This window comes from Micromonospora sp. SYSU B005 (assembly GCF_055362685.1).
The window spans coordinates 37,011-63,447 of sequence record NZ_JAXCFU010000013.1; the positions used below are offsets into that span (position 1 = coordinate 37,011).

Sequence of the window (26,437 nt, forward strand, 5' to 3'; positions counted from 1 at the left end):
ATGCGCGTACTGGTGATCGACAACTACGACTCGTTCGTCTTCAACCTCGTGCAGTACCTGGGCCAGCTCGGCGCCGACTGCGAGGTGCGGCGCAACGACGAGATCGACGTCGCCGAGGTGGGCCGCGCCGGTGCCGCCGGCGTCCTGCTGTCGCCCGGTCCGGGCAGCCCGGACCGGGCCGGCATCTGCCTGGACGTGATCCGCGAGTACGCCGGCAAGCTCCCGATCTTCGGCGTCTGCCTCGGTCACCAGGCGATCGGTGAGGCGTTCGGCGCGACGGTCGCCCGCGCACCGGAACTGCTGCACGGCAAGACCTCGGAGGTACGCCACGACGGCGTGGGCGTGCTCGCCGGGCTGCCCGACCCGTTCACCGCCACCCGGTACCACTCGCTGGCCGTACTGCCCGAGACGCTCCCCGACGAGCTGGAGGTCACCGGCCGGACCGCTTCCGGCGTGGTGATGGCGATGCGGCACCGCACGCTGCCGATCGAGGGCGTGCAGTTCCACCCGGAGTCGGTGCTGACCGAGGGCGGTCACCTGATGCTGGCGAACTGGCTCGCCGCCTGCGGCTTCCCGGCGGCGCTGGAGCGCGCCCCGGAGCTGGCCGCCGAGGTCGACGCCCGCCGCCGGGCAGCCTTCTCCCCAGCCTGACCCCCGCGCTTCCCGCCCCCACCCCCGCGCGGTCCCGCCCGCCTCCCTCTCGGTCGATCATGAAGTTGGCGGGGACAAATCGGACGCCCGGTGCCGCTAACTTCATGATCGACGGGAGAAGCGGGAGAAGCGGAGGGCGGAGATGCGGGCGCGGCGGCGGCCCCGGGATCGGGGACGCCGCCGCGTCGGTCGGTCAGGTGGTCAGCGGTCCGTGCGGGTCGGGGCCACCGGCGGGAACGGGAAGCCGCTGCCGCCGCCGTTGCCGCCGCCGTTGCCCGGCGTGCTCGGGGACGTGCTCGGGGAGCCGCTCGGCGTCGGGCTGGTCGGCTCCTCCTCACGCGGCACGTCGACCCGGATGGTCACCCGCTCGCCCTTGGCCAGGCTGGTCCCCGCGGCCGGCGACTGGCTGCTCACCTTGCCCGCCTCGGCCGGGTCGACCTCGTCGCCCTCCTGGACCCGGGCCACGTAGCCGGCCTCCTTGAGCCGCTGCTTCGCCTGGTCCTCGGTGTAACCGCGGACGTTCGGCACCTCGCTGACGTTGCCCCGGGAGACCTTGAGCGTCACCTTGCTGCCCTCGGCGACCGCGCTGCCCTCGTTCGGCGAGACGTCGACGACCTGACCCTCCGGCAGGCTGCTGTTGACGTTCTCGCGCACCGGGATCAGCCCGAGTTCGGTCAGACGGTCCTTCGCGGCGTCGAACGTGCCGCCCCTCAGGTTGGTGGGGATGGTCACCTGGCCCGGGCCGGTGCAGACGTTGACGGTGACCTCGGTGTCCTTCTCCACCCGCTGGCCGAACGACGGGCTCTGGTCGACCACCGAGCCCTTCTGGCAGGTGGTGTTCTGCACCGGGTCACCAGTGGCGAACCGCAGCCCGGCCTGGGTGAGCGCCGCCTGCGCCTCGGCCTGCGTACGGCCCACCACCTGCGGCACCGACACCTTCTCGTTGCCGACCTGGTTGAGCCAGAGCGCCGTACCGAGTGCGATCACCGCGAGCACGCCGAGCGCGGCGAACGCGGCGATGACCCAGGACGAGGTCTTGCGCTTGCCCGGGTCACCGACCCGCGCCACCGGCTGCTGGCGGGTCTGCGGGCCCATCATCTGGGTCTGCTGCGCCTGGTGGTACCCGCCACCAGCGGCGGCACCCATCGGCATGGTCTCGTCGGCCGGCATCACCGGGGTGGCGAGCACCGGCCGGCCGGCGGCGGCGCGGAGCAGGTCCGCCCGCATCTCGCCGGCGCTCTGGTAGCGGTTGAGCGGGTTCTTCGACAGCGCCTTGAGCACGATGGCGTCGACGGCGGGGTTGACGTCCGGGTTGATCGTGCTCGGCGTCGGCGGCTGCTCCCGTACGTGCTGGTACGCGACGCTGACCGGGCTGTCCCCGACGAACGGCGGGTGGCCGCAGAGCAGCTCGAACAGCACGCAGCCGGCCGCGTAGACGTCGGAGCGGGCGTCGACCGCCTCACCGCGCGCCTGCTCCGGGGAGAGGTATTGCGCGGTGCCGATGACCGCGCTGGTCTGCGTCATCGTGGTGGCGCCGCTGGCCAGCGCCCGGGCGATGCCGAAGTCCATCACCTTGACCTGGCCGGTCTGGGTGAGCATCACGTTTCCGGGCTTGATGTCCCGGTGGATGATCCCGTGCCGGTGGCTGAACTCCAGCGCGGCGCACATGTCGGCGCAGATCTCCAGCGCCCGGCGCGGCTGGAGCCGCCCCTCGACGCCGAGAACCTCCTTGAGGGTCCGGCCGTTGACGAACTCCATCACGATGAACGGCAGGGTCTCGCCCGTGGGGGCGGTCTCCTCGCCGGTGTCGTAGACGGCGACGATCGCCGGGTGGTTGAGCGAGGCAGCGTTCTGCGCCTCACGGCGGAACCGCATCTGGAACGTGGCATCCCGGGCCAGATCGGTACGGAGCATCTTGATCGCGACATCCCGCCCGAGCCGGAGGTCACGGCCGCGGTGCACCTCGGCCATGCCGCCGTAGCCCAGCAGCTCGCCGACCTGATACCTGCCACCGAGCAGGCGGGCCTGCGCTGTCATCGCGTCTCTCGTCCTTCGCTCGTCGTCGTACCGCCGCCGGCCGACAGGAGGCGTACCTCACGACGGTACGACGTGCGGACCGGATAGTCGCCTCCGTACGCCCGCACCGCGCCGGTGGTCACGCTCACACTCGCCGGCGCGGCTGCGGTATCACCGTATTTCCGGTACAGGAACGAAATCACGCCCGAGCAGAGGATGACCAGCACGGCCACCACGATCGCCGTCGTCCAGAGCCCGGACCGGGAGCGCCGGGGCGGGGCGGCGGCGGGCGGTCGCGCGTACCCCAGGGGGTTGTGCTGAGGCATGGGGCGCGGCTGCGGGACGGGGGCCGCGCCGCGCGGCGCCACCGGCGGACGGGGCTGCGGGGCGGGGTGGGCGACCACTGCCGGGCGCGGCATGACCGGCGGGCGCGCCGGGGACACGGGCGGCCGGGGCTGTGGGTGCGGGACGGCGGCCGGCGGCTGCGGGCGCGGAACGGCGGTCGGCACCTGCGCCCGCGCGACCGGCGCGGCGGGCGAGGCGGGTACGCCGGAGATCGGGTGCCCGACTCGGGCCGCCTGGGAGAGCGCGAGCTTGGCCTGCCGGGCGATGCTCGCCAGCGCGGCGGCGCTCGGCCAGCGGGCGGCCGGGTCCTTCGCCATGGCCCGCTCCACGATCGCCCGGACCTGCGGCGGGATGTCCGGCGGAAGCGCCCGCGGGGCGTCCCGCACGTGCTTCATGGCGATTTCGAGGGGGTTGTCCCCTTCGAACGGGCGGCGGCCGGCCAGGCACTGGTACGCGACCACGCCCAGCGCGTAGACGTCCGAGGCGGGCGTGGCGACAGCGCCGGTGGCCTGCTCCGGCGAGATGTACGAGGCGGTGCCGAGCACCGAGCCGGCGGCGGTGAGCTGGCCGACCAGGTCCGAGCGGGCGATGCCGAAGTCGGTGAGCACGAGCGTGCCGTTCGGCCGGACCAGCAGGTTGCCGGGCTTCACGTCGCGGTGCACGATGCCCTTCTCGTGCGCCGCGTGCAACGCGTCGGCGGCCTGCGCCAGCAGCGCCATCGTGCGGGCCGGGGTGAGCCGGCCGACGCGACTGAGCGTGGCGGAGAGCGCGTCGCCCTCGACGTACTCCATCACCAGGAACGCGATGTGCTGATCGCTGCCGAAGTCGTAGACGTCGACCACGCCGGGGTGGTTGATGGTGGCCATGGTCCGGGCCTCGCCGCGGAACCGCTCGGCGAAGCCCGGTTCGTCCAGCAGCGCCGGGAGCAGGCTCTTCACCGCGACGGTACGGCCCAGCACCTGGTCTGTGCCGCGCCACACGTCGCCCATGCCACCGCTGGCGATCCGCTCGTCGAGGCGGTAGCGGTTGCCGAGCTTGACTCCCGGACCGAGCACGTCAGCGCCTCCCGGAGTCGGCGATCGCCGCCGCCATGATCCGGCCGGCGATACGGGCCGCCTCGGCGCTGCCGCCGCTGCCCGCCTGCTCCAGCTCGACGCAGACCGCGGAGAGCGGCGTGCCGTCCTTGTCCAGCGCGAAGCCGATGAACCAGCCGTGGTCCGGGGTGTTCGGGCCGGACTGGGCGGTACCGGTCTTGCCGCCGACCACGAAGCCGTCGATGGCGGCCCGGCGGCCGGTGCCCTCCTTGACCACGTTCTGCATCATGTCGCGCAGGTCGGCGGCGACCTGGCCGCTGATCGGGCGGCGCAGCTCGCGCGGCTGGGCGGCGTCGTAGACGGTGGTGCGGTCCGGCCCGAGCAGCTGCTTGACCAGGTAGGGACGCATCTGCTTGCCGTCCTTGTTGGCCACCGCGGCGGCGATCATCGCGCCCTGCAACGGGGTCATCCGCACGTTGTTCTGGCCGATCGACGACTGCGCCAGCGCGGCCTGGTCGGTGCTGCCGTCCGGGTTCTGCATGTCACCGGTGCGGCTGGCCGCCACCGGCAGGCCGCCCTCGCCCAGCTGCCCGACGGTGAGGTCCTCCTGCTCGAAGCCGAACTGCTTCGCCTTCTCCTTGACCTTGTCCGCGCCGAGGCGTACGCCGAGCTGGGCGAAGCCGGTGTTGCAGGACTCGGTCACCGCCTCCCGCAGCGTGACCTGCGACTCGGGGCAGATCGACGGCGCGGCGTTGCGGATCGGCTGGCCCGCACCGGGCGCGGTGTAGCTGGAACCGGCCGGGATGCGGGTCTGCTGCCCGACGCCGTTCTCCAGTGCCGCCGCCGCCATGATGATCTTGAAGGTGGAGCCCGGCGGCAGCGTCTCGGACAGCGCCCGGTTCGCCAGCGGCCGGTCCTTGTCCTTCTCCAGCGTGTTGTACGCCCGGTCCGCCTCGGTGCTGTCGTGGCTGGCCAGCGGGTTCGGGTCGAAGCTCGGCATGGACACCAGCGCCTGCACCGCGCCGGTACGCGGGTCGATCGCGATGGCCGCGCCCTTCGTCGCGCCGACCTGGTTGTCGTTCAGCTGCTTGAACGCCGTCTGCTGGGCCCCCTTGGAGAGCGTCAGCAACACGTTGCCGCCACCGGTCTCGTCACCGGTGAACATGTCCTTGATCCGGCTGGCGATGAGCGCGTCGCTGGTGCCGGCCAGGAAGTCGTTCTCCACCCGCTCGATGCCGCTCGCGCTGCCGTTGACCGGCTTCCAGCCGAGCACGTGCGCGTACATCGCCCCGCCCGGGTAGGTGCGCTGGTACTTCAGCTCACCACCGGTCTCCTTGCTGACCGCGTACGCGGTGCCGCCGACCTCGATGTTGCCGCGCTTGCGGTCGTACTCGGCGACCTGGACCCGGCCGTTGTAGTCGCTGTTGCGGTACTCGTCGGCCTTGTAGGCCTGGATCCAGTTCAGGTTCGCGAACAGCAGCCCGAACAGGACGATCACGACAACGCCGACGCGGCGCAGGGGGGCGTTCACGGCCGGATCACCTCCGTCGGGGCGCCGTGCAACTGCTCGGGCGGACCACCGGCGGGCCGGGCGGCCGGACCACCGCTGCCGGTCACCGGGCGGCGGGCGCCGTCGGAGACGCGCAGCAGCAGCGCGATCAGCAGCCAGTTCGCCATCAGCGAGGAGCCACCGGCGGACAGGAACGGGGTGGTCTGACCGGTCAGCGGGATGAGCTTGCTGATGCCGCCGACGATGACGAAGACCTGCAGGCCCAGCGTGAACGCCAGACCACCGGCGAGCAGCTTGCCGAACGAGTCACGTACCGCCAGCGCGGCACGCAGGCCCCGCTCCACGATCAGCAGGTAGATCACCAGCAGCGCGGAGAGACCGAACAGGCCGATCTCCTCACCGATGCCGGCGAAGATGAAGTCGGTCTGCACCTCGGGCAGCAGCGCCGGCTGGCCGCCGCCCGGCCCGGCCCCGAACAGGCCGCCGGTGCCGAGCGTGAGCAGACCCTGCACCAGCTGGTAGCCCCTGTCGTACGGCTCGGCGAACGGGTCCAGCCAGATCTGCGCCCGGTCGTAGAAGTTCGCGAACGGGCCGCCCACGGTGCTGCCCAGCACGTACGCCAGGTAGGCGCCGCCGAAGAACAGGATCAGACCGATGAGCAGCCAGCTCACCCGCTCGGTGGCGATGTAGAGCGTCACCACGAACATGCCGAAGTAGAGCAGCGACGTGCCCAGGTCCTTCTCGAAGATCAGGACCAGGAGGCTGACCAGCCACACCACGAGCACCGGGCCGAGGTCGCGCCCGCGCGGGAAGTCGATGCCGAGCACCCGCCGGCTCGCGAGCGAGAGCACCTCGCGCTTGCGCACCAGGTAGTAGGCGAAGAACGTGAGCAGCGCCAGCTTGGCGAACTCACCGGGCTGGATGGAGAACCCGCCGAACTTGATCCACAGCTTGGCGCCGTTGATCTCGGAGAACCGGCTGGGCAGCACCGCCGGGATCATCACCAGCACGATGCCGGCCAGGCCCAGCGTGTACGCGTACCGGGACAGCGAACGGTGGTCGCGCAGGATCGCCAGCAGAGCGGCGGCGAGCACCACCGCGGCGAGCGTCCAGGCGAGCTGCCGGCCGCCGGTACCGGCGAAGACCGCCAGGTCCTCCCGCTCGGCGGGCGTGGCCTTGGCCAGGTCGTACCGGCGCAGGAAGCCGACCCCGATGCCGTTGAGCAGCGCCACCGCGGGCAGCAGCGCCGGATCGGCGAACGGCGCCAGCCAGCGGATCACCAGGTGCAGGCCGAGGAAGACCAGCCCCAGCGCGGCGGCCGGGATCCAGAAGTCGGGCGTGATCGTGTCCAGCGCCTTCGCCTCGACCATCGCCGCGTACGCCGCCACGAGCACCATGGCGAGCAGGAGCAGGGACAGCTCGGCGTTACGCCGGGACCGGGCCAGGCGTACGCCGGACTGCTCGCCCGTCGAAGCGGGCGAGGCGGCCGGTACGGCGGCTGCGGTCACGGATACGTCCTCGGGATCGAGCCGGCACTCACTCCGGCGACCGGCAACCCGCCGGGTCGGCCGGCGGAACGGTGTCGGAGGGTACGGCGTCGGGCGTGATGGTCGTCAGCGGCGTCGGCGCGCCGGGGCTCGGTGAGCCGGCCGGCGGAACGGACGGTGCGGGACTGCCGCTGGCCTGCGGGTTCAGCCCGCCCGCTGCCGGGCTCGGGCTGGTCACACCGGGCGACGGGTCGGGCGGGCAGAGCGGCTTGAGGTTCGGGTTCGCCGGGTCGTCGCTGGTCAGCTCCGCCAGCCGGCGCTCCGCGTCCGGCTCGTTGCGGGCCTGGATGCCCTGCTTCACCCGCTCCTGGGCGGCGAGGGTGAGGTCGTCGAGCCGGGCCTCGCTGCGCTCGTGCACGTTCGACAGGTCCAGTCCGGCGACCTGGCCGGGCACCCCGCGGAAGACGGCCAGCTGGCCGTCGTCGGTGGCGCCGACGTAGAACTGCCGCTGGGTGTACGTCCACCCGCCGAACGCGCCACCGCCGACGATCACCGCGAGTGCCAGCACCATGGCGACGGTACGCAGCGGCCGGCGACGGCCCCGCTCCGGCTCGTCGTCGCGGTTGTCCGCCGGCTCCTCCGGCGCGGGCGGCCGGGGGGCGGACAGCGCCGAGGCGCGGGCCGCCGGGGTGGAGTCGTCGGCCGAGGTCGCCATGCCCCGGTCGCGGGCGGCGGCGCCGCCGACGATCGGGGACGCCTCGACGATGTCCTGGTCGGTGGCGTCGGCGATGATCACGGTGATGTTGTCCGGGCCGCCGCCGCGCAGCGCGAGCTGCACCAGGCGTTCCACGCACCGCTGCGGGTCGGGGTACTCCCGCATGGTGTCCGCGATGGTCTCCGCGCTGACCACGCCGGAGAGCCCGTCGGAGCAGATCAGGTAGCGGTCGCCGGGCAGCACCTGGCGGACGCTGTACTCCGGGTCGATGTCGCGGCCGTCGAGCGCCCGGGTGAGCAGCGAGCGCTGGGGGTGGCTGCTCGCCTCCTCCGCGCTGATCCGGCCCTCGTCGACGAGCATCTGGACGTACGTGTCGTCCTTGGTGATCTGCGCGAACTCACCGTTGCGCAGGAGATAGGCCCGGGAGTCACCGATGTGGACCATGCCGAGCTTGCTGCCGGAGAAGAGGGTCGCGGTGAGCGTCGTGCCCATCCCCTCCAGCTGCGGGTTGGCGTCCACGGTGTCGCGGAGCTGCTGGTTGGCGGTGCCCACGGCGGAGCGGAGCGCGTCGACCAGGGCGTCACCGGGGACGTCCTCGTCGAGCGGCGCCATGGCACCGATGACGATGTTGCTGGCGACGTCACCGGCGGCCATGCCGCCCATGCCGTCGGCCACGGCGAGCAGCCGCGGTCCGGCGTAGACGGAATCCTGGTTGCCGTCTCGGATCAGACCGCGGTCGCTGTGGGCCGCGTAGCGCAGGGTCAGAGTCATGGCCGTAATTCGAGGGAAGTGCGGCCGATCCGGATCGGCACGCCGAGGGGGACGGGGGTTGGTCCGGTGACCTTAGCGCGATCGAGATAGGTGCCGTTAGTCGATCCGAGGTCCTCGACGTACCACTGCCCGTCGCGGGGCACCAGCCGGGCGTGTCGCGCCGAGGCGTAGTCGTCGGTGATCACCAGGGTCGAATCCTCCGCCCGGCCGATGGTGATCTGGGCCTCTCCGAGCGTGATCCGGGTGCCGGCGAGCTGACCGGCGGTGACCACCAACTGATGGGCGGCCCGGCCGCGCTTGGCCTTCGCCGGCTTCCCCGGCTGCCCGGTCGACGCGCCGATCCCCCGCGGCGCGGCCACCAGCTTGCCCGACCGGGCACCGGCGAAGAGGTCCCGGCGGATCACGCCGACCACCGTGAACACGAAGATCCACAGCAGGATGAGGAACCCGAACCGGGCGACGGTGATGACCAGTTCCGGCAACGCGGGTCAGCCGTCCACGCGGAAGGTCAGCGTCGTGGTGCCGAGCTGGATCATGTCGCCGGGGTTGAGGGCGACCGCCGACACCCGCTGGCCGTTGACCATCGTGCCGTTGGTGGAGCCCAGGTCGGTCAGCACCACCTGGCCGCCGTCGAAGTCCAGCCGGGCGTGGCGCCGGGAGATGCCGACGTCGGGCAGGCGCAGGTTGGCCTGGTCGCCGCGGCCGATCACGGTCGAGCCCATCTGGAGCGGGTAGGTGCGGCCGTCGCCGGAGACCAGGCGGACGTTGCGGCCACCGCCGTGACCGGGCGGAGGGCCGTAGCCGCCACCCTGGTCGTACGCCGGGTACGCCGGGCCGGCGTCGTAGCCGCCGGGCGCGGAGACCGGGGCGACGTCGCCGCCGGTGTAGACCTCGGCGGTGACCCGGAACATGCCGGTGTCCAGGCCCTCACCGCGTTCGACCTCGACGATCACGTCGCCGTAGACCGTCCACGCCTGCTCGCCGATGAACTCGGCCTGCGACTGGGCCAGCTCCTGGGCCAGCGCGGCAGCGTACGGCGCCAGCCGACTGTGGTCGTAGGGCGAGAGATCGATCACGTAGCGGTTGGGCACAAGGGTGCGCCCACCGGCCAGGATCGCCTTGTGCGCCTCGGCCTCCCGCTGCATGGCGTTGAGGATCTCCACGGGGTGGACCACCCCTTTGAAGACCTTGGCGAAGGCCCCCTCGACCAGGCCTTCCAGACGCTTCTCGAAGCGTTGCAGCACGCTCACCGGCTCCTCCTCGGGTCCCGAGGCAATGATGGTATCCGGACACCGCCTCCGCAGCTCACACGCCGCTCGGCCGGCTGCCGTCGGCCCGTTCGTGACCAGGCCCGCGAGCGTGCTAAAGTTTCGCCCGCCACGAGCGGTGATCGTTCGTGGCGTGGCCAGTGGACAGCGTAATATGTCCCGGCACCCGCCGCAGATGGCGGGCGCGGGATGCGATATGGTGTTCCGGGTCGTGCCACGGGGATGTGGCGGAATGGCAGACGCGCACGGTTCAGGTCCGTGTGTCCGAAAGGACGTGGGGGTTCAACTCCCCCCATCCCCACCAGAACAAGGGCTCCGCACACAGCGGGGCCCTTGCTTCGTATCGGGCGTTCCGGACGTCACGCTATGCTCCGATGGTTTCCCTGCCTCCCACGGACCAGGAGTGGCGTGTGACTGTCGCGTTGGTGACCGGTTCCGGCGGTCTGATCGGCTCCGAGGCGGCCCGGCACTTCGCCGGACTCGGTCTCGACGTGGTCGGCATCGACAACGACATGCGGCGGTACTTCTTCGGTGAGGACGGCTCGACCGCCTGGAGCCTCGACCGGCTCGCCGCCGACCTCGGCTCCGCGTACACCCACCACGCCGTCGACATCCGCGACCGCGACGGGCTGGAGCAGGTCTTCAAGCGGTACGGCAGGGACATCGCCGTGGTGATCCACAGCGCCGCCCAGCCGAGCCACGACTGGGCCGCCAAGGAGCCGTTCACCGACTTCGACGTGAACGCCGGCGGCACGCTCAACGTGCTGGAGAACACCCGGCGGCACGCGATCGACGCGCCGTTCATCCACTGCTCCACCAACAAGGTGTACGGCGACCGGCCGAACTCGCTCCCGCTGATCGAGCTGGAGACCCGCTACGAGCTGCCCGAGGACCACCGCTGGTACGACGGCATCACCGAGGACATGTCGATCGACGAGTCGCTGCACTCGATCTTCGGCGCCTCGAAGGTCGCCTCCGACGTGATGGTCCAGGAGTACGGCCGCTACTTCGACATGAAGACCGCCTGCTTCCGGGGCGGCACGCTGACCGGCCCGGCGCACTCCGCCGCCGAACTGCACGGCTTCCTGGCGTACCTGATGCGCTGCGTGATGGAGGGCCGGACGTACAACCTCTTCGGCTACAAGGGGAAGATGGTCCGGGACGCGATCCACTCGCACGACGTGCTGACCGCGTTCGAGGCGTTCTTCCGCGAGCCGCGCTCGGCCCAGGTCTACAACCTCGGCGGCGGCCGGCACTCCAACACCTCGCACATCGAGGCGTTCCGGGTCGCCCAGGAGATCACCGGCCGCGAGGCCCGGATCAACTACGTCGAGCAGGCCCGCACCGGCGACCACCAGTGGTACGTCAGCAGCATGGCCCGCTTCGAGGAGCACTACCCCTCCTGGAAGATCACGTACGACGTGCCGATGATCCTGCGCGAGATCTACGAGGCCAACGCCGACAAGTGGGTGCCGAAGGCATGACCACCGGGACCAAGCGCAACGTGCTCGGCGTCGGGGTCGACGCCACCGACTACGCCCGGGCCACCGAGGCCGTGGTGGCGGCCGCGCACGAGCGCCGCCCGCTGGCGCTCACCGCGCTCGCCGTGCACGGCGTGATGACCGGCGTGCTCGACCCGGCGCACAACGCCCGGCTCAACTCGTTCGACGTGGTCACCCCGGACGGGCAGCCGGTGCGCTGGGCGCTCAACCTGCTGCACGGCGCCGGGCTCACCGACCGTGTCTACGGGCCGGAGCTGACCCTGCGGGTACTCGCGCGGTTCGCCGAGGAGGGGCTGCCCGTCTACCTCTACGGCTCCACCGAGGAGACGCTGTCCCGGCTGGTCCCGGCGCTGGAGCGCAAGTTCCCCGCGCTGAAGATCGCCGGAGTCGAGCCGTCCAAGTTCCGTGCCGTCGCACCGGGCGAGGACGCCGAGATCGCCGACCGGATCCGGGCCAGCGGCGCCCGCCTCGTCCTGGTCGGGCTGGGCTGCCCGCGCCAGGAGGTCTTCGCGTACGCCATGCGCCCGCTGCTGGACATGCCGCTGATGGCTGTCGGCGCGGCCTTCGACTACCACGCCGGCCTGCTACGCAACCCGCCACCGTGGATGCAGCGCGCCGGGCTGGAGTGGTTCTGGCGGCTCGGCCTGGAGCCCAAGCGCCTGTGGCGCCGGTACGTCATCCTCAACCCGGCCTACCTGGCCCGGCTCGCGGCCCAGAAGACCGGCCTGTGGAAGGCCACGCCGCCCGCGCCGGCCACCGGGCGTCCCGCCACGTTCGACGTCTGACCCCCACCCCCTACGGGCAGGGGTACGGGACGAACCGGGGTGCCGTCCCGGATTCGGCGGACGCCGAAACGGGCAAAGCTAGGGGGCATGGATGACCGTCTCGCCCTGCTGCTTCCCGTCGCCGCCGTCTGGCTCGCCGCCGGACTGGTCGCGGAGGCCCTGCCCGGGATCGACCGCGCCCGGGCGCTGCGCCGGCGTACCGGATGGTTGTCCGCCCTGGTGCTGACCGGCCTCGCGCTCACCGCGGCGGTCCTCGCCGCGGGCCTGCAGAGCGCCGGCGACACCACTGTGGACCGGGCCGCCGCCGCACTCGGCCTCGCGGCCGTACCGGCAGCGGTGGTGGCGGTCTGCACGGTACGGCGGGTCCGGCGGCTGCGGTCCGGTGCGGGCGCGTTCGCGGCGGCGCCGGGCACCCCCGCCCCGCACGGGCTGCGCGCGGCGGCGGCGCACCCGCTGATCGCGCTGCCGCTCCAGGCGACGGCGATCGCGGCGCTGGTGGCGGTGCTGCCGGCGGCCGGGGTCGACCTGTTCGCCGCGCCGGGCGTCGCCGGCCCGGCGATCACCGTCGGGGTGCTCGGCGTGTGCGCGATCGGAGTACGCCACGCGCTGCGGCACAACCGGCTCGCCGAGCGGGCGACGCCGGCCGCCGAGGCGGTGTCAGCGCGACCGGCTCGCGCCCTGCACGTATAGCAGCTCCAGGATCGCGCGGGTCGCCTCGAACCAGCGGTCCAGCCAGCCGGGCGGAGGCACGCTGCCCTTCGGGGGCAGCTCCATCAGCAGGCCGCGCAGCAGCGGGTGGTCCACCAGGGACTCCTGCTGCTCGACCGGCCAGCCGCTCGGCGGGAAGGACGGCTCGGTCAGCGGGTTGGGGTCCAGCGACGGCAGCGACAACGGCGCCGCGGCCTGCTCGGGGACGCCACCCTCGCGGGCGTCGTCGCCGTCACCGGAGACCACCTCGGTGAGGACGGTGTCCCGGCGGGCACCCCGGTACTTGCCACCGAACCGCTCGGGCTTGCCCGGGCCGCTGGTGAGGTTCTCTGAACCGATCGTCGTCATCCGTCTCGCCTGCCTTGTTCGGTTGCCGATCCGTGCGGTTCAACGAGGCGGATCGGAACTGGCGACGGGTGGCCGCCGCGGCGCGGGTACGCGGACACGAATGGTCCCGCCCGGCGGCGCTGCCGGGCGGGACCACATCTCGGTGCCGGTCAGCTCCGGCCGAACACGCCGTTCCGGGCGCGGGCGACGAAGGCGTGCCAGTCACCCGGAGCGAAGACCAGGGCCGGGCCGGTCTTGTCCTTCGAGTCCCGCACTCCGACCGCCCCGGTCACGTACGCGACCTCGACGCAGTTGTCGCAGTTCGGCCCGCTCTTCGAGCTCTTGAACCACGTCGCCTGCGTCAGGTCCACGGGGAACTCCTTGGTCGCCATTTCCACAGTGGCTCCTCTGCCAGTTTCGCGATGTGTGCGACGGACTCCTCCGGGCGCATGGCCGCTGCTCGAATGTGATCGAAGATGAAGCTGTACTTCTGCAGTTCGTCACTCTTCTCCAGGAAGAGTCCACCCGTGGCGTTCTCCGCGTACACGACATCGGGATCACTCGGCTCGGGGAAGCTGAGGATCGTGAAGGTCCCGTCCATGCCGGCGTGCGCTCCCACCTCGAAGGGCAGGACCTGCACTGTCACGTTCGGCAGTTCGGCCACCTCCACCAACCGCTTGAGCTGACCACGCATCACCGCGTCGCCGCCAACCGGCCGGCTCAGCACCGCCTCATCGAGCACCACCCACAGATCGACCGGATCGTCCTGCGTCAACAACGACTGACGGCCCAGACGGACACGCACCCGCGTGTCGACCTGTTCGTCGGTGAAGTCCGGCCGGGCCGCCCGGATCATCGCGCTCGCGTACTCCTCGGTCTCCAGCAGGCCCGGCACCACCTGCTGCTCGTACGCCCGGATGGAGCTGGCCGCCGCCTCCAGGCCGACGTACGCGCCGACGAGCACCGTGCTGTACGGATGCCACCAGCCCTTCTGCCGGGCCTCCCGGGCGATCTGCACCAGCTCGTCGCTCTCCGCGCCGACGACGCCGTAGATGCGGAGCATGTCGCGGACGTCGCGCGGGGTCGCCGTGGTGTGGCCGGTCTCGATCCGGGAGATCTTCGACGCGGAGCACTCCAGCTGCTCGGCGACGACTTCGATGGTGATGCCCGCCGCCTCCCGCTGCCGGCGGAGTTCCGCACCCAGCCGGCGCCGCCGGATGGTGGGGCTGCGCCTTTCCGTCACGGAGTCTCCTCGGCTCGCGACTGCGGGGCTCGCAGGACCGGCTCACTCCTCGCGCTCACGGTGCCGTCCATCGGATTGCGGGACCACGCTTCACAGTCACCCGGCTACCTCCGGTCGGTCGCGCCCCGGTGCGGCTCCCACCGCGGGCGCGACCGGCGAGCGGCGGGTGTCGTTCGCGGCAGGGGTGGTGCCGGTCGTCGACCGGCCGCGACGGGCGAAACCGGCGTCCAGTGTGCCGCTCCGATACCTGACGCTTCAAGTATCGCCGTTTGCGTGTCCGACTCACCTATCAGCAAAACTCGACGTGCAACTTGCATGTCGCACGCCCCTGATGCAGTCTGTCCGTATGGCACGGGTTACTCACCGTCTTCGCTTGATCTCCGGGCGTGGTGACACCACGGTCCGTGGGACGGCCGGAGGGGAGCCGTCCCGCGCCGTGCGACCTGCCCCGGAATGAAGACCCCGTCGCTGCACGCCAGTTTGGCTGCGGCGGCGGGAGCGGTAACCGGGAGCAGCCGGGTGATGGTCGGGTGGCGGTCCGCCACCGTGGGTACGGCCCGACCAGCACCGACCCACCGACCGCCGGTCCACGAGGCAGACCCCCCGTCACCGGACCGCACCCGACCCCGTTCAGCCTCGCCGGCCCCGCCGGCCGACCCTCCCAGGAGCCCATGTGCTTCCCCGCTCCGGTGACGTACTGCACGTGACTCGCGCGGCGAGTGTCCAGTTCCTCCGACCGATCATGTTCCGGGTGATCCGGGTGCTCGACTGGCCGACCTACGACGGTTGGCTCTGGCTCGACGGCTACGAGTTGAACGCGGCGGGGGACGCGGTCAACCGGAGGTCGATCTTCGTACTCCAGGAGGGGTTGCGGCAGCTCCAGGCCGCGCCGGCTCCGCGTCAGCACACCGTGCGGACGGCCCGCCGCCCGGTGGTCCGGACCCCGGTCCGGGTCGGCTGACCTGACGATTCCCGGCCGGGAGGGCGTGCCGTCGCCATAGAATCGGTACGCCCACCCCGGCACGTTCCACCCCGCGCGCCATGGACCCTGAACCTGGGATGGTCATGGTCAACTTGCCCGCCGCGCGCCGGCACCACCGGTCCCGTATCGGCTATGCCCTCGGGCTCTTCCTCTTCCTCGTCACCGCGACCGCCCTCGCGCTCGCGGTCCGTCATCCCGCCTTCTCCGCCACCCAGCAGCTCGCCGAGCCCGTACCGGCACCGGAGATCACGGTGGCCGGCGAGGACGGCCGGACGGACTCCGACGCGGCCACGACCGATACGGCCGATTCCGATACGGCCCACTCGGATGCCGCCGATTCCGATGCGATCGACGACGAGGACGGCGAGGCCGCCGACCCGCCGGGAGAGGACGACGACCGGGCCTCGGGTACCGGGGGCGGGGAGGGTGCGCTCGCCGAGCGGCCCACCGGCGCCACCGACGACCTCAGCCGGTCGCTGTTCTACTCCGGGCTGCTCGGGCTCGCCATCTCACTGGCCGGGCTGGGTCTGGTCGGCACCCGCAGACGCCAGTGGTGAGTCAGGCGTGGCGGTGGCCGGCCAGAGCCTCGCGGTGATCGTCAAGGCGTCTCGGTGATCGTCAGGGCGTCGTGGTCGTCGCCGGGGCGGAGCCCGGGGTGCTCGGGCCGCTCGTCGGTGGCGCGGGTACCGCCACCACGATCGTGACCCGGTCGTCCTCGCCCACCGGGTAACCGGCCTCGGGATCGGTGGAGATCACCGTGCCGGCCGGGCGGTCCGACGCCCGTCGCTGCACCCGGTAGTCCAGGTCGAGCCGGTCGAGCGCCGCCCGGGCCGCGGCTTCCGGCAGCCCCACCAGCGGCGGCATCGGCACCTCGACCGGGGCGGTCGTGGCCGGCGGCGTACTCGGCGGTGAACTGCTCGGCGCGGCACTGGTCGGGGCGGCCGAGGTCGGGGCGGCGCTCGTCTGCGCCGAGATGCTCGGTACCGGCGGGCCCGGATCGGAGTTCCGGTCGGCGGCACGCAACGCCAGCCACACCCCCACCCCGATCAACCCGAGCAGGAGCAGCGCCAGGATGCCCAGCAGGATCGGCATCCACCAGCGGCGCCCGGCCTGCTCGTCGCCGTAGTACTCGCCGCCGGGCTCGGGGTAGCCGGCCGGACGCGGTGGAGGTACGCCGGCACGCCCGGACCAGGCACCCACCGGTTCCTGCGGGGCGGTCGCGTCGAGCGGACGGCGCGGCCCGCCCGGCCCTTCCGGGCCTACCTGTCCTGCCGGGCCGCCGGGCAACTGACGGGTGGCGTCGCCCGCGTTCCGCGGCATCGCGCGGGTCGCCTCCACGTCTTCCTCGCCCGCGTTCCTCGGCAGCGCCCGGGTCGCGTCCGCGTCCGCACCGGCCGCGTTGCGGGGCAGCGCCCGGGTCGCGTCCGCGTCCGCACCGGCCGCGTTCCTCGGCATCGCCCGCGTGGCGTCCGCGTCCGGCTCGGGGGGCAGCGCCCGGGTCGCGTCCGCGTCCCCGGCGGGTGGTTCCTGACGGTCGTCGCTCATGGCACGTCCTTTCCCCACCGGGACGGGGCGCACGGCCCTCGATCGTCCACCGTAGCGGGCCACGGCGACACCGGCCGGGATCAGCGCGCCGCGCCGGTCAGAGAGTCGGCGACGGGGAGACCGTCGGCGGCGTGGACGCCCGGTCGCCGCAGGTGAGGGTCACCTGGTCGTTCCACCGGGCGGTACTGCCGGCCACCGGCACCTGTGCCGTGACCGGACCCTGGCGGCCGGTGGCGTACCGGGGATAGAGGCCCGCCTCCACCAGGTCGTCTGCCGCGTCGGAGCAGGACAGCGTGCCCACGTCCGGCACGCTCACGGCCGGCGCCGGCCCGGAGACCCACACGGTGACAGTGGTGCCGCGCTTCACCGGAGTGCCGGGGCCCGGTGAGGCGCGCTCCACGGTGCGTCCGCTGCCCGTACCGAAGACCAGCCGCCAGCCCAGGCGGCGCTCGCGCAGGTCCCGGCGGGCCTGCTCGAAGTCGACGCCCACCACCTCGGGGACGGTGAGCCCGGCCGGGGCGCTGGTGCGCGTACCGGATGGTGGGGCGGCGGTGGTCGGCGGTGCCGTGGTCGCGGAGGCCGATGTGGACGCGGCGGCGGGCGGAGCGGAGTCGCCGGGCCCGGCCGAGCGCTCCGGCTCACCGGCAAGGATCCACCCGACGCTGGCGCCGATCACGGCCAGCAGGACCACTGCCACACCACCACCGAGGAGCAGCCTGCCCCGCCCCGGCCCGGTGTCGTCGCCCGCCGGTTGCCGCTCGTCCGTCATGCTCCCCGCCCCGATCATCGACGACCGTATCCGTTGCTCACAGACGGTCACGGCCAGTCGTTACGACTCGCCGCGCCGACCACGGGACGTTACGCTCCCCGGCATGGTCAGACGGGGCTGGGGAGGATCGACAGCCGCCGCGCTCGGCGTCGCCGCCGGTGCGGGCGCCGCGCAGCTCGGTTTCGGGTACGGGCTGGGCATCATCAACTGGGTGCCGGACGGCGCGGTACGGGCCGAGGCGGCCTGGGTGGCGAGCCTCGCCTGGGCGACCTGGATCGCGGCGACATCGGTCATCGTCGGTGCGGTCTGCGCCCAGCGCCTGCGTGGTGGCGCCGACGAGTCGCCGGGCACGCTGCCCCGGCTCGGCCTGGCGCTCGCCGCGGGTGTCGGCGCTATCGTCACCGTCCTGCTGGTGGCGGTACCCGCGCGGGCGGCCCGGGTGCCGGACGTCTCCTCGCCGCAGGCCGTCGCCGCCGCGTACGCGGGCGCGGGGCTGGTGCTCGGCGTACTGCTCGCCGTCTGGGCGCTGCACACCCGTGCCGCCGCCACCAACCTGATCGCCACCACCGGCTGGCTCTGGCTGCTCGCCGTGGTGTCGGTGGTCGACGGGGTGATCGCCGGCCGTGGCCTGACCACCGCCCAGCTCGGCATCTGGCAGATCAGCGCGGACCGTGGCGCGTTCTGGATCCGCGACTACTTCTACTGGCCCGGTGCGCTGCTGTCGGTGCTCTCCGCACTGGTGATCGGCCTGGTGGCGGCCCGTCGAGCCGCCCGCGCACCGGAGATCCGGGTCGGCGCGGCAGCCTCCGGGGCGGCCGGGCCGCTGCTCGTCGCGCTGGCGTACCTGCTCGCCGTGCCGCGCCTGGCCGGGATCGCCGCGGAGCAGTTGTCGGCCCACCTGATCGCCCCGTACGCGGTCATCGCCGGCGTCGGCGGCTCGATGGTGATGGCCGCGCTGGCCCAGCGTGCCGAGCGCCGGAGCGCCGAGCGGGTGACACTGCCCCGGCAGCGCACCGGCGAGCCGGACGAGATCAGCGGGGATGCCTCGCCCGCCACCGCGGAGCCGGACGGGCCGGACGGGCCCTTGCCCGGCAGCTCGGCGTCGGGCCGATCAGGCGCGGCGCCATCGAAGCGGGCGGGCACCTCGACGGTGAGCGTGTCGGACTCGGCCTTGTCGGACGCGTCGGCGTCGGGTCGATCCGCGTCGGGTCGATCCGCGTCGGGCCGGTCGGCCGCGAATCGGTCGGCGTCGGATCTCGCCGGCCGGACCACCGGGCTGGACGCGGAGCCGAACGTGTCGGCCGGTTCGCTCCGGGATGCGGCAGTGGACGACGAGCCGGGCGTGGCGTCCGGCCGGACGGAGACGGATCGGGGACGTGCCACCCGGTCCACCACCGGCCGCCGGGGTAGGGCCGTGCCGCCGCAGCGGCAACCCGAGTCACCCACGCAGGCCGGCTCGCACGACAAGGGTTCACCCGCCGACGAGCCGAACCCGCGAAGCGCGACGGACGACTCCTCGTCCCCGACCGCCTCGCCGGGCCAGACCGGTTCGACGGACCAGGCCGACCCGCCGCCGCCCACCGAGACCACCCGCCGACGGGGTCGCTGAGGCCCCACCCGCCCGGCCCGCACGTCACCTCGGCCGCTGAGCCACCCGCACACCCGCATCGAGGCGCGGATCGCAGGGGCGAGGGCGGCAGGGGGGCTAGTCGACCGGCCAAGTGTGGACGGGCTCGTTGCCGCGCTGGAGTTCGGCGTACCGCTGGACCATGTGGTGCAGCGCGGCCTCCCGGTCCAGCCCTCGGTTCCGCTCGGCCGTCCACACCGTCTCGGTCTGCCAGACCGCGCCGTTGCGGCCGGTACGGCAGCGGCCCTCGATCACGCCGAGCAGGCGGTCCCGTTCGGCCGGGGCGACGCCGAACCGGTCCAGCCCCTGCGCGGCCACCGGCAGCAGCGTGTCGAGCACGAGCGTGGTCACCGGCACGTCGCCGAGCCGGGGCCAGTGCAGGACCGCCTCGATGCCGCGCCGGGCGGCGGCGTGGAAGTTCTCCTCCGCCGAGCTGAACGTCAGCTGGCTCCAGATCGGACGGTCCGACTCGGCGAGGCCGCGGGCCAGCCCGAAGTAGAACGCCGCGTTTGCGAGCATGTCCACCACCGTCGGGCCGGCGGGCAGCACGCGGTTCTCCACCCGCAGGTGCGGGCGGTCGTTCATGATGTCGTAGACCGGCCGGTTCCAGCGGTAGACGGTGCCGTTGTGCAGCCGCAGCTCACCGAGTTTGGGCACACCACCGGCGTGCAGCACCTCGACCGGGTCCTCCTCCTCGCAGATGGGCAGCAGCGGGGGGAAGTAGCGGACGTTCTCCTCGAACAGGTCGAAGATCGAGGTGATCCAGCGCTCGCCGAACCACACGCGGGGGCGTACGCCCTGGGCCTTCAGCTCGTCCGGGCGGGTGTCGGTGGCCTGCTGGAACAACGCGATCCGGGTCTCCGCCCAGAGCTGCCGGCCGTAGAGGAACGGCGAGTTGGCGCCGACGGCGACCTGCACGCCGGCGATGGCCTGGGAGGCGTTCCAGTAGTCGGCGAAGCTGTCCGGCGCGACCTGGAGGTGGAACTGGAGGCTGGTGCAGGCGGCCTCCGGCGCGATCGAGTCGGTGTGCGTACGCAGCCGCTCGACGCCGTTGATGTCCAGCTCGATGTCCTCGCCGCGGGCGCCGACGATCTGGTCGTTGAGGACGCGGTACCGCTCGTTGGTGGAGAGGTTGTCGGCGACCAGGTGGCGTTCGGTGAGCGTGGGCAGGATGCCGACCATCATGATCGTCGCGTCGGACTTGGCGGCCCGCTCGTCGGCGCGGCTGAGGCTGCTGCGCAGGTCCTGCTCGTAGTCGGCGAAGCCGCTGCCCTCGATGAGCCGGGGCGAGGCGTTCAGTTCGAGGTTGAACTGCCCCAGCTCGGTCTGGAACAGCGGGTCGGCGATGTCGGCGAGGATCTGGTCGTTGCGCATGGCCGGTTCGGCGGCGGCGTCGATCAGGTTCAGCTCGATCTCCAGCCCGGTCATCGGGCGGTCGGCGTCGAAGCCGAAGTCGTCGAGCATCAGCGCGAACACGTCCAGGCACCGTCGGACCTTCTGCCGGTAGCGGACCCGGTCCTCGCGGGAGAAGGCGCCCTGCTCGACGTCTGTGCCCATGTGTCCTCCCGGCGCTGGTGCGACGGAACCGTACCGTTCCGCAACGCATTGTGAACCATTCGCGTGGTGGGCGTAAGTGCGCCCGCCCCGCCGCCCGGCTGGACGGGCGACAGGTCTGCACCTGTACCCCGTCGCGGCCGTCACCAGCGCGTCGGTGCGGAGAACTTCGCGTGACGATTCGCACCGCCGGGGCGTACGCGAGAAGGGCCCGCACCGTCGGCGGACGGTGCGGGCCCTGCGGGCCGGTGCCGGGCTCAGCCCTGGCGGATGGCCTCGCCCTCGATCTCGATCTTGACCTTGCGGCCGACCAGGACGCCGCCGGTCTCCAGCGCCACGTTCCAGGTCAGACCGAAGTCCTCCCGGTCGATCTCGGTGGAGGCGGAGAAGCCGAAGATGTCCTGGCCGAACGGGCTGCGGCCGACGCCCTCGAACTCCACCTCGAGCTCGACCTGACGGGTCACGCCCTTGATGGTCAGCTCGCCGACGAGCACGAACTCGTTGCCGTCGCGGGACTTCACCTCGGTGCTGCGGAACTCCAGCGTCGGGAACTGCTCCGCGTCGAGGAACTCGGGGCTGCGCAGGTGCGCGTCGCGGTCCGCCTGGGCGGTGTTGATGCTGGCCGCCTGGATGCTGGCGGTGACCGTGGACTGCATCGGGTCGTCGGCGACGGTGATGGTGGCGGTGGCGTCGGCGAACTCACCGCGTACCTTGCTGACCATCATGTGCCGCGCGACGAAGCCGACACGCTTGTGCGCGGCGTCCAGCACGTAGGTGCCGGGAGCGGGGATGGTGAGACCCTCCCAGTCGCGGGTAGTCGGCTCGGTGCTGCTGGTCATGATGCTCTCCTCCGGAGAAGAATGTTTAGGAGCCCAACGACTGACTGAGCAACTATAGTCACAGCAATATTCCCCGTGTCAAGTGTTGCTAGGATGGTGGCGTGGACCAGAACGTGTTCGACGACCCCCGGATCACTGCCGTCGGCCTGCTCGTCGAGGCGCACGCCGGGCTCGCCGCCCGGTTCGCCGCCCAGTTCGAGGAGCACGGCCTCTCCCCGGTCGAGTTCGAGGTGCTGACCCGACTCGCCCGCTCACCCAACAACCAGCTGCGGATGACCGACCTGGCCGCGCAGACCTCGCTCTCCACCAGCGGCGTGACCCGCGTGGTGGACCGGATGGAACGGGACGGGCTGATCTGCCGGCGCGCCTGCCCGTCCGACCGGCGCAGCTCCTTCGCGGTGGTCACCACTGCCGGGCTCGGCCGCCTGGACGACGTCCTGCCCGGTCACCTGAAGATCATCGAGCAGTGGTTCACCAGCCAGCTCGACCCGGCACAGCTCGACGGGCTGCTGGACGGGCTGCGCCGGGTACGCGACGCGGTTCATCCGGGTGCCACCGCCGGCAGCACCGAGCCGGCCGAGGACGCCGCCTGACCGGCCACGCTCTGCCGTCGGCTACCCACCGGTCACCGGCAGAATGACCGGCAGAACCGCCCCAACGGCCGGACAAAGCGGTCCACATATTCATGAATCGGTCGTCCGACCTCGGTAGTCTTCCGGCAGCGGGGGGCACCGGGGGGTGCTGGCGCGAGCGTGGAGCGAGGGGCAGCACCAGGGGGCTACTTCGCTCGCGCCACCCCCGCGCCCTCCGCCTCCCTGTGCCCGGCCGACCGGCCTGCGACCGCCGCGGCGTCGACGACGTTCATCGCCGCCGTCGGGCCGAAAGGGAGAACAGCAACTCCTCCTCCTGCGGCAGCAGGCTGACGCCTGTCACCCGCCGCGCCGCGTCCAGCCGGCCCAGCACGGCCGGGTCGGCGGTGCTGACCGCCAGCCCCACCAGCGCCTCCACCAGATCCCGCCGGTCGGCGACACCCTCCGCCGCGTCGGCGGCCGCGGCGAACCACTCCGCCGCCACCTCCCGGTCTCCCCGGTGCAGCGCCACGTGCCCCTCGATCAACCCGCGCAACGCGTCCTCGGTGCGCACGTCCCCACCCGAGCCGGGCAGGTCGAGCATCTGCACAGCCGGTGGCCGGCGCCGGCCCGGCACCGCACCGGACGGCCACAGCTCGGCCACTGTGGCCAGCGCCTCGTCCGTGCGCCCGGCGTGGGCGAGCGCCAGCCCGACCGCGCCGATCGTCCGGCGCCGCCGCCCCGGATCGCCCAGCTCCGCGAGCGCGGCCGCCACCCGGCGCCCCTGCTCGGCCGCCTCGGCGTACCGGCCCTCAAGGCGGGTCAGCTCGGCCTGATCGGCCCGCGCCAGCACACGCAGACGCTGGTCACCGCACTGCGCCGCCAGGCGGTCGACGGTGGCCAGCCGCCGCCGGGCGCCGGCCAGCCGAGCTTCGCGTACGTCGTGCCAGGTCAGGTGCGCCTGGGCGACGGCCATCTCACGTACCCGGTGGTGCCGGGTGGCCGCCGCGAGCGCGGCCTCGGCCTGCTCGCGGGCCTCGTCGTGCGCACCGAGCCCGGGCAGGAGCGCGCAGAGCACGGACCGGGCGGACAGTTCGCCCGTCACGTCGCCCGCCTCGGTGAAGACGACCAGGGCGGCCCGCACGCCCGGAAGTTCCTCCGCGCCCGCGCCGTGCTCGGCGGCGAGCCGGGCCGCGCCGAGCATGGCCCAGGCGCGCAGCGTGGGCCGGGCACCGGCGGTACGCGGATCGGCCAGCAGTTCCCGCAGCCGGCGCCGGCCGGAGACGTCCCGCCCGCGCAGCCGCCACCAGCGGGGCAGGGAGGCGGCGAGCAGGAGCGCCGTCTCGGGCGCGTGCTCGGCGGCGTACGCCAGCGCGGCGGTGATGTCGCTCGTCGCCTCGTCGAGCACGCGCACCGCGCCGGACATCCGCGGACCCACCAGCCCTGGCGCGGTGCGGTGGACCAGCCCGGCGACCACCGCGGCGTGCCGCATCCGGATACGGGCGGCCTCGCCGTCGGCGTCGGCCTGCTCCGCGGCGAAGTCACGGACCGCGTCGAGCAGGCGGAACCGGAACGGGCCGGTGCCCCGGACACTCAGCAGGCCCAGTTCGCGCAGCCGGTCCAGCATCGGCGCGGCGTCCCACCGCCGGCCGCCGTCGGCGAGCAGATCCTCGGCCAGCTCGACCGACCAGCGGTTACGGAACGCTGACAGCCGCCGCAGCGCCGCCCGGTCGGCGGGCGCGAGCAGGCGATAGCTGGTCGCCACCGCGTCGCGCAGCGTCACCGTACCGGCGGACGGGCCGGCGGGTTCCCAGCCGGGGCGTCCGCCGGTCAGGTCCAGGACACGGTCGCCGTAGCGGTCGAGCAGTTCGGTGACGTCGAGGATGCGTCCCCGTGCCGCCATCAGCTCGATGGCGAGCGGCAGTCCGCCGAGCCGGCGCACGAGCGCGGCGAGCGCCGGCAACTCGACCGGCGTCGGCGGTTCCGGGCGGACCTGGGCGAGCCGCGCGGCGAACAGCGCCGCCGCCGGCCAGCGGTCCAGGTCGGCCCGGTCGGCGGGTACGACGCCGGCGGGCGGTACGTCGAGCGGCGCGACCGGCCGGACCAGTTCGCCGGGCAGGCCGACCGGCCGGCGGCCGGTGACAAGCACCCGCAGCGTCGGCACGGCGGCGGTCAGGACGCGCAGCGCCTCGGCCACCGCCTCCGGCGCCCGGTCGACGGCGTCGACGAGCAGCAGCGCCCGCCGGTCGCCGATCCGGCAGGACAGGTCGGCCAGCCGGTTCACGCCGAACATCGAAGCCGACGCGGCGAGCACGTCCGGGGTGTCCGAGCCCTCGCCCACGAGCACCCCGGCCACGCCCGCCGGGTGCCGGGCCGCCACCGCGTGCGCGACGGTGACGGCGAGCGCGGTCTTCCCCACGCCCGCGAGTCCCACCAGGCTGACCACCGGGTACGCGTCGAGCAGGCCGGACACCTCCGCCACGTCCCGCTCGCGGCCGAGCAGCGGTACGGGCTGCGGCAGCACCACCGGCGGATCGTCGGTGCCGGGGCCGGAAGGGCGGGACGCCGCCGGCCGGGCGGTGTCGACGAACTCCCGCCGCTCGTCCCCGCTCAGGCCGAGCGCGTCGGCCAGCAGGTCGACAGTGGTGCGCTGGGGCCGTACGGCCCGTCCTCGTTCCAGATCGCGGACCGTCCGTACGCCAACGCCGGCCCGGCCCGCCAGCTCGGCCTGGGTCAGGCCGACGGCGAGCCGGTGCCCGCGCAGCAGATCGGACAGACCGGTACGACCGTCTGTGCCCCGCGCACGGTCATGATCCGGAGTCATGGGCACGAAGATTACGGATGGACTCCGACGCTCCACAGCCCATCGTCAACCACCCGACCGTCCACTGCCGATATCCGACAGGGCACGGTGTGGGTGCCGTCCTCACATGCCGAGGTCGCGCGCGATGATCATGCGCTGCACCTCGCTGGTGCCCTCGCCGATCTCCAGGATCTTGGAGTCCCGCCAGAAGCGGGCCACCGGGTACTCGTTCATGAAGCCGTACCCGCCGTGGATCTGCGTCGCCTCGCGGGCGTTGTCCACGGCGACGGTGGAGGCGTGCAGCTTGGCGATCGCCGCCTGACGCTTGAACGGCTCACCGGCGAGCATCCGGGCGGCCGCGTCGTAGTAGGCCAGGCGGGCCGTGTGCGCCTTCATCTCCATATCCGCGATCTTGAACTGGATGGCCTGGTAGTTGCCGATCGGCTGACCGAACGCCTGGCGCTCCTTGGCGTACTTGATCGACTCGTCCACGCAGCCCTGGGCCAGGCCGACGGCGAGCGCCGCGATGGCGATCCGGCCCTCGTCCAGGATGCGCAGGAACTGGGCGAAGCCCCGGCCGCGCTCGCCGAGCAGGTTGGCCGCCGGCACCCGGCAGTCGTCGAACGTCAGCTCGTGGGTGTCCGAGGCGTTCCAGCCCACCTTCGAGTAGCCGGGCGCCACGGTGAAGCCGGGCGTACCCGACGGCACGATGATCGTGGACAGCTCCTTGCCGCCGTCCGGCCGCGTACCGGTGACGGCGGTGACGGTGACCAGCGCGGTGATGTCGGTGCCGGAGTTGGTGATGAACGCCTTCGAGCCGTTTATGACCCACTCGTCGCCGTCCAGGACCGCGCGCGTCCGGGTGCCGCCCGCGTCCGAGCCGGTGCCCGGCTCGGTGAGCCCGAACCCGGCCAGAGCCTCACCGCTGAGCAGCTTCGGCAGCCACTGCGCCTTCTGCTCCTCGGTGCCGAACCGGTAGATCGGCATCGCGCCGAGCGACACCGCCGCCTCCAGCGTGATGGCCACGCTGGAGTCCACCCGGGCCAGTTCCTCCAACGCGAGGCAGAGCGCGAAGTAGTCGCCGCCCATTCCGCCGTGCTCCTCCGCGAACGGCAGCCCGAACAGGCCCATCTTGCCCATCTGACGGACGATCTCGTACGGGAAGGTGTGCTGCTCGTAGTGCTCGGCGATGGTGGGCGCCACCACCTCGCGGGCGAATTCCCGGACGCTCTCCCGCAGCGCCTGCTGTTCCTCGTCGAGCCGGAAGTCCATGTCGATCCTCCTGGAAAGGGCGGGCCGCCGGGCGCTCGTGACGCCGAGAGCGGCTGAAGCGTTAGGAGGGGCCCCTTTACATGCACCAGGCGTTAAGAGGGGGCCCTTCCTTACC

At 72.8% G+C, this 26,437-nt stretch carries 24 protein-coding genes and 1 tRNA gene; 9 read left to right on the forward strand and 16 right to left on the reverse strand.

All coding sequences use genetic code 11. The annotated features are described in order from the left end of the window. Entirely contained in the window at positions 1-651 is a 651-nt protein-coding gene (locus SM452_RS24560; protein ID WP_114919202.1) for an aminodeoxychorismate/anthranilate synthase component II, read from the forward strand. A 201-nt stretch (positions 652-852) separates the two neighbouring features. Here the strand turns inward: SM452_RS24560 and pknB are convergent, their stop codons facing one another. The 7 genes from pknB to SM452_RS24595 are packed head-to-tail and all read right to left on the reverse strand — an operon-like array spanning position 853 to position 9,806. After that, a complete protein-coding gene (gene pknB / locus SM452_RS24565; protein WP_463840790.1) occupies positions 853-2,688 on the reverse strand; it encodes a Stk1 family PASTA domain-containing Ser/Thr kinase in 1,836 nt (611 codons plus the stop codon). Further along, positions 2,685-4,067, reverse strand: a complete 1,383-nt coding sequence (locus tag SM452_RS24570) for a serine/threonine-protein kinase (RefSeq protein WP_262012851.1) — start codon at positions 4,065-4,067, stop codon at positions 2,685-2,687. The genes pknB and SM452_RS24570 overlap by 4 nt, the downstream gene beginning before the upstream one ends. 1 nt (position 4,068) lies before the next feature. After that, positions 4,069-5,577: a peptidoglycan D,D-transpeptidase FtsI family protein gene (locus tag SM452_RS24575; RefSeq protein ID WP_262012852.1), complete on the reverse strand. Its 1,509-nt coding sequence runs from the start codon at positions 5,575-5,577 to the stop codon at positions 4,069-4,071. Further along, entirely contained in the window at positions 5,574-7,064 is a 1,491-nt protein-coding gene (locus tag SM452_RS24580; RefSeq protein WP_436798893.1) for an FtsW/RodA/SpoVE family cell cycle protein, read from the reverse strand. Before SM452_RS24580 ends, SM452_RS24575 begins: the two co-directional genes overlap by 4 nt. Positions 7,065-7,092: 28 nt before the next feature. Beyond that, positions 7,093-8,529, reverse strand: a complete 1,437-nt coding sequence (locus tag SM452_RS24585; RefSeq protein ID WP_463840791.1) for a PP2C family protein-serine/threonine phosphatase — start codon at positions 8,527-8,529, stop codon at positions 7,093-7,095. After that, complete coding sequence (locus SM452_RS24590; protein ID WP_128138039.1) at positions 8,526-9,011, reverse strand: FHA domain-containing protein FhaB/FipA; 486 nt, start codon at positions 9,009-9,011, stop codon at positions 8,526-8,528. Before SM452_RS24590 ends, SM452_RS24585 begins: the two co-directional genes overlap by 4 nt. Before the next feature lie 6 nt (positions 9,012-9,017). Next, entirely contained in the window at positions 9,018-9,806 is a 789-nt protein-coding gene (locus SM452_RS24595) for an FhaA domain-containing protein (protein ID WP_026267912.1), read from the reverse strand. A 209-nt stretch (positions 9,807-10,015) separates the two neighbouring features. Here SM452_RS24595 and SM452_RS24600 point away from each other — a divergent pair. From SM452_RS24600 to SM452_RS24615, 4 genes are all read left to right on the forward strand, one after another. Continuing rightward, positions 10,016-10,101: transfer RNA gene (locus tag SM452_RS24600), tRNA-Leu, on the forward strand. Between the two features lie 70 nt (positions 10,102-10,171). Next, on the forward strand, positions 10,172-11,281 hold the full coding sequence (locus tag SM452_RS24605; protein ID WP_366618830.1) for an NAD-dependent epimerase/dehydratase family protein: 1,110 nt from the start codon (positions 10,172-10,174) through the stop codon (positions 11,279-11,281). Beyond that, a complete protein-coding gene (locus SM452_RS24610) occupies positions 11,278-12,084 on the forward strand; it encodes a WecB/TagA/CpsF family glycosyltransferase (protein ID WP_120574068.1) in 807 nt (268 codons plus the stop codon). Before SM452_RS24605 ends, SM452_RS24610 begins: the two co-directional genes overlap by 4 nt. Before the next feature lie 87 nt (positions 12,085-12,171). Beyond that, positions 12,172-12,774: a hypothetical protein gene (locus tag SM452_RS24615; protein ID WP_463840792.1), complete on the forward strand. Its 603-nt coding sequence runs from the start codon at positions 12,172-12,174 to the stop codon at positions 12,772-12,774. Here the strand turns inward: SM452_RS24615 and SM452_RS24620 are convergent. The 3 genes from SM452_RS24620 to SM452_RS24630 form a co-directional block, all read right to left on the reverse strand. Next, positions 12,742-13,140 (reverse strand): hypothetical protein, encoded by a 399-nt coding sequence (locus SM452_RS24620; protein WP_262012857.1) that lies wholly within the window; start codon positions 13,138-13,140, stop codon positions 12,742-12,744. The two genes, SM452_RS24615 and SM452_RS24620, sit on opposite strands and share 33 nt — an antisense overlap. 149 nt (positions 13,141-13,289) lie before the next feature. Beyond that, positions 13,290-13,511 carry a DUF397 domain-containing protein gene (locus SM452_RS24625; protein ID WP_013283299.1) on the reverse strand — a complete coding sequence of 74 codons (222 nt, stop codon included), beginning with the start codon at positions 13,509-13,511 and terminating at the stop codon, positions 13,290-13,292. Further along, positions 13,481-14,362, reverse strand: a complete 882-nt coding sequence (locus SM452_RS24630; RefSeq protein ID WP_262012858.1) for a helix-turn-helix domain-containing protein — start codon at positions 14,360-14,362, stop codon at positions 13,481-13,483. The genes SM452_RS24625 and SM452_RS24630 overlap by 31 nt, the downstream gene beginning before the upstream one ends. Before the next feature lie 673 nt (positions 14,363-15,035). Here SM452_RS24630 and SM452_RS24635 point away from each other — a divergent pair. Together SM452_RS24635 and SM452_RS24640 are read left to right on the forward strand one after the other, a co-directional pair. Further along, positions 15,036-15,323, forward strand: coding sequence for a hypothetical protein (locus tag SM452_RS24635; RefSeq protein ID WP_018785581.1), 288 nt, complete (start codon positions 15,036-15,038; stop codon positions 15,321-15,323). A 98-nt stretch (positions 15,324-15,421) separates the two neighbouring features. Further along, the gene (locus SM452_RS24640; RefSeq protein ID WP_262013020.1) at positions 15,422-15,901 is read left to right on the forward strand and encodes a hypothetical protein; all 480 of its coding nucleotides are present in this window, start codon (positions 15,422-15,424) and stop codon (positions 15,899-15,901) included. Between the two features lie 61 nt (positions 15,902-15,962). On the opposite strand, the gene SM452_RS24645 is transcribed toward SM452_RS24640, so the two are convergent. Both SM452_RS24645 and SM452_RS24650 read right to left on the reverse strand, forming a co-directional pair. After that, entirely contained in the window at positions 15,963-16,889 is a 927-nt protein-coding gene (locus tag SM452_RS24645; protein ID WP_463840793.1) for a PASTA domain-containing protein, read from the reverse strand. Positions 16,890-16,986: 97 nt separating this feature from the next. Beyond that, the gene (locus SM452_RS24650) at positions 16,987-17,658 is read right to left on the reverse strand and encodes a PASTA domain-containing protein (protein ID WP_463840794.1); all 672 of its coding nucleotides are present in this window, start codon (positions 17,656-17,658) and stop codon (positions 16,987-16,989) included. A gap of 103 nt (positions 17,659-17,761) precedes the next feature. Between SM452_RS24650 and SM452_RS24655 the strand changes: the two genes are divergently transcribed. Further along, a complete protein-coding gene (locus SM452_RS24655; protein WP_463840795.1) occupies positions 17,762-19,267 on the forward strand; it encodes a hypothetical protein in 1,506 nt (501 codons plus the stop codon). Between the two features lie 96 nt (positions 19,268-19,363). On the opposite strand, the gene SM452_RS24660 is transcribed toward SM452_RS24655, so the two are convergent. Together SM452_RS24660 and SM452_RS24665 are read right to left on the reverse strand one after the other, a co-directional pair. After that, complete coding sequence (locus SM452_RS24660) at positions 19,364-20,842, reverse strand: glutamate--cysteine ligase (protein ID WP_194800240.1); 1,479 nt, start codon at positions 20,840-20,842, stop codon at positions 19,364-19,366. 254 nt (positions 20,843-21,096) lie between these two features. Next, positions 21,097-21,678 (reverse strand): YceI family protein, encoded by a 582-nt coding sequence (locus SM452_RS24665; RefSeq protein ID WP_262012862.1) that lies wholly within the window; start codon positions 21,676-21,678, stop codon positions 21,097-21,099. Positions 21,679-21,779: 101 nt separating this feature from the next. On the opposite strand from SM452_RS24665, the gene SM452_RS24670 reads away from it, so the two are divergent. Continuing rightward, on the forward strand, positions 21,780-22,271 hold the full coding sequence (locus tag SM452_RS24670; RefSeq protein ID WP_194800242.1) for a MarR family winged helix-turn-helix transcriptional regulator: 492 nt from the start codon (positions 21,780-21,782) through the stop codon (positions 22,269-22,271). A 268-nt stretch (positions 22,272-22,539) separates the two neighbouring features. Here SM452_RS24670 and SM452_RS24675 read toward each other — a convergent pair whose 3' ends face one another. Both SM452_RS24675 and SM452_RS24680 read right to left on the reverse strand, forming a co-directional pair. After that, the gene (locus SM452_RS24675; protein ID WP_463840796.1) at positions 22,540-25,071 is read right to left on the reverse strand and encodes an ATP-binding protein; all 2,532 of its coding nucleotides are present in this window, start codon (positions 25,069-25,071) and stop codon (positions 22,540-22,542) included. A gap of 102 nt (positions 25,072-25,173) precedes the next feature. Next, complete coding sequence (locus SM452_RS24680) at positions 25,174-26,322, reverse strand: acyl-CoA dehydrogenase family protein (protein ID WP_013283288.1); 1,149 nt, start codon at positions 26,320-26,322, stop codon at positions 25,174-25,176. Between the last annotated feature and the right edge of the window lie 115 nt (positions 26,323-26,437).

Coding starts and splice junctions, on each gene's coding strand:
- SM452_RS24640 (WP_262013020.1), top strand. CDS start 15,422: ATGGTCATGGTCAACTTGCCCGCCGCGCGCCGGCACCACCGGTCCCGT.
- SM452_RS24615 (WP_463840792.1), top strand. CDS start 12,172: ATGGATGACCGTCTCGCCCTGCTGCTTCCCGTCGCCGCCGTCTGGCTC.
- SM452_RS24610 (WP_120574068.1), top strand. CDS start 11,278: ATGACCACCGGGACCAAGCGCAACGTGCTCGGCGTCGGGGTCGACGCC.
- pknB (WP_463840790.1), bottom strand. CDS start 2,688: ATGACAGCGCAGGCCCGCCTGCTCGGTGGCAGGTATCAGGTCGGCGAG.
- SM452_RS24660 (WP_194800240.1), bottom strand. CDS start 20,842: ATGGGCACAGACGTCGAGCAGGGCGCCTTCTCCCGCGAGGACCGGGTC.
- SM452_RS24650 (WP_463840794.1), bottom strand. CDS start 17,658: ATGACGGACGAGCGGCAACCGGCGGGCGACGACACCGGGCCGGGGCGG.
- SM452_RS24560 (WP_114919202.1), top strand. CDS start 1: ATGCGCGTACTGGTGATCGACAACTACGACTCGTTCGTCTTCAACCTC.
- SM452_RS24675 (WP_463840796.1), bottom strand. CDS start 25,071: ATGACTCCGGATCATGACCGTGCGCGGGGCACAGACGGTCGTACCGGT.
- SM452_RS24645 (WP_463840793.1), bottom strand. CDS start 16,889: ATGAGCGACGACCGTCAGGAACCACCCGCCGGGGACGCGGACGCGACC.
- SM452_RS24665 (WP_262012862.1), bottom strand. CDS start 21,678: ATGACCAGCAGCACCGAGCCGACTACCCGCGACTGGGAGGGTCTCACC.
- SM452_RS24655 (WP_463840795.1), top strand. CDS start 17,762: ATGGTCAGACGGGGCTGGGGAGGATCGACAGCCGCCGCGCTCGGCGTC.
- SM452_RS24585 (WP_463840791.1), bottom strand. CDS start 8,529: ATGACTCTGACCCTGCGCTACGCGGCCCACAGCGACCGCGGTCTGATC.
- SM452_RS24680 (WP_013283288.1), bottom strand. CDS start 26,322: ATGGACTTCCGGCTCGACGAGGAACAGCAGGCGCTGCGGGAGAGCGTC.
- SM452_RS24605 (WP_366618830.1), top strand. CDS start 10,172: ATGGTTTCCCTGCCTCCCACGGACCAGGAGTGGCGTGTGACTGTCGCG.
- SM452_RS24625 (WP_013283299.1), bottom strand. CDS start 13,511: ATGGCGACCAAGGAGTTCCCCGTGGACCTGACGCAGGCGACGTGGTTC.
- SM452_RS24620 (WP_262012857.1), bottom strand. CDS start 13,140: ATGACGACGATCGGTTCAGAGAACCTCACCAGCGGCCCGGGCAAGCCC.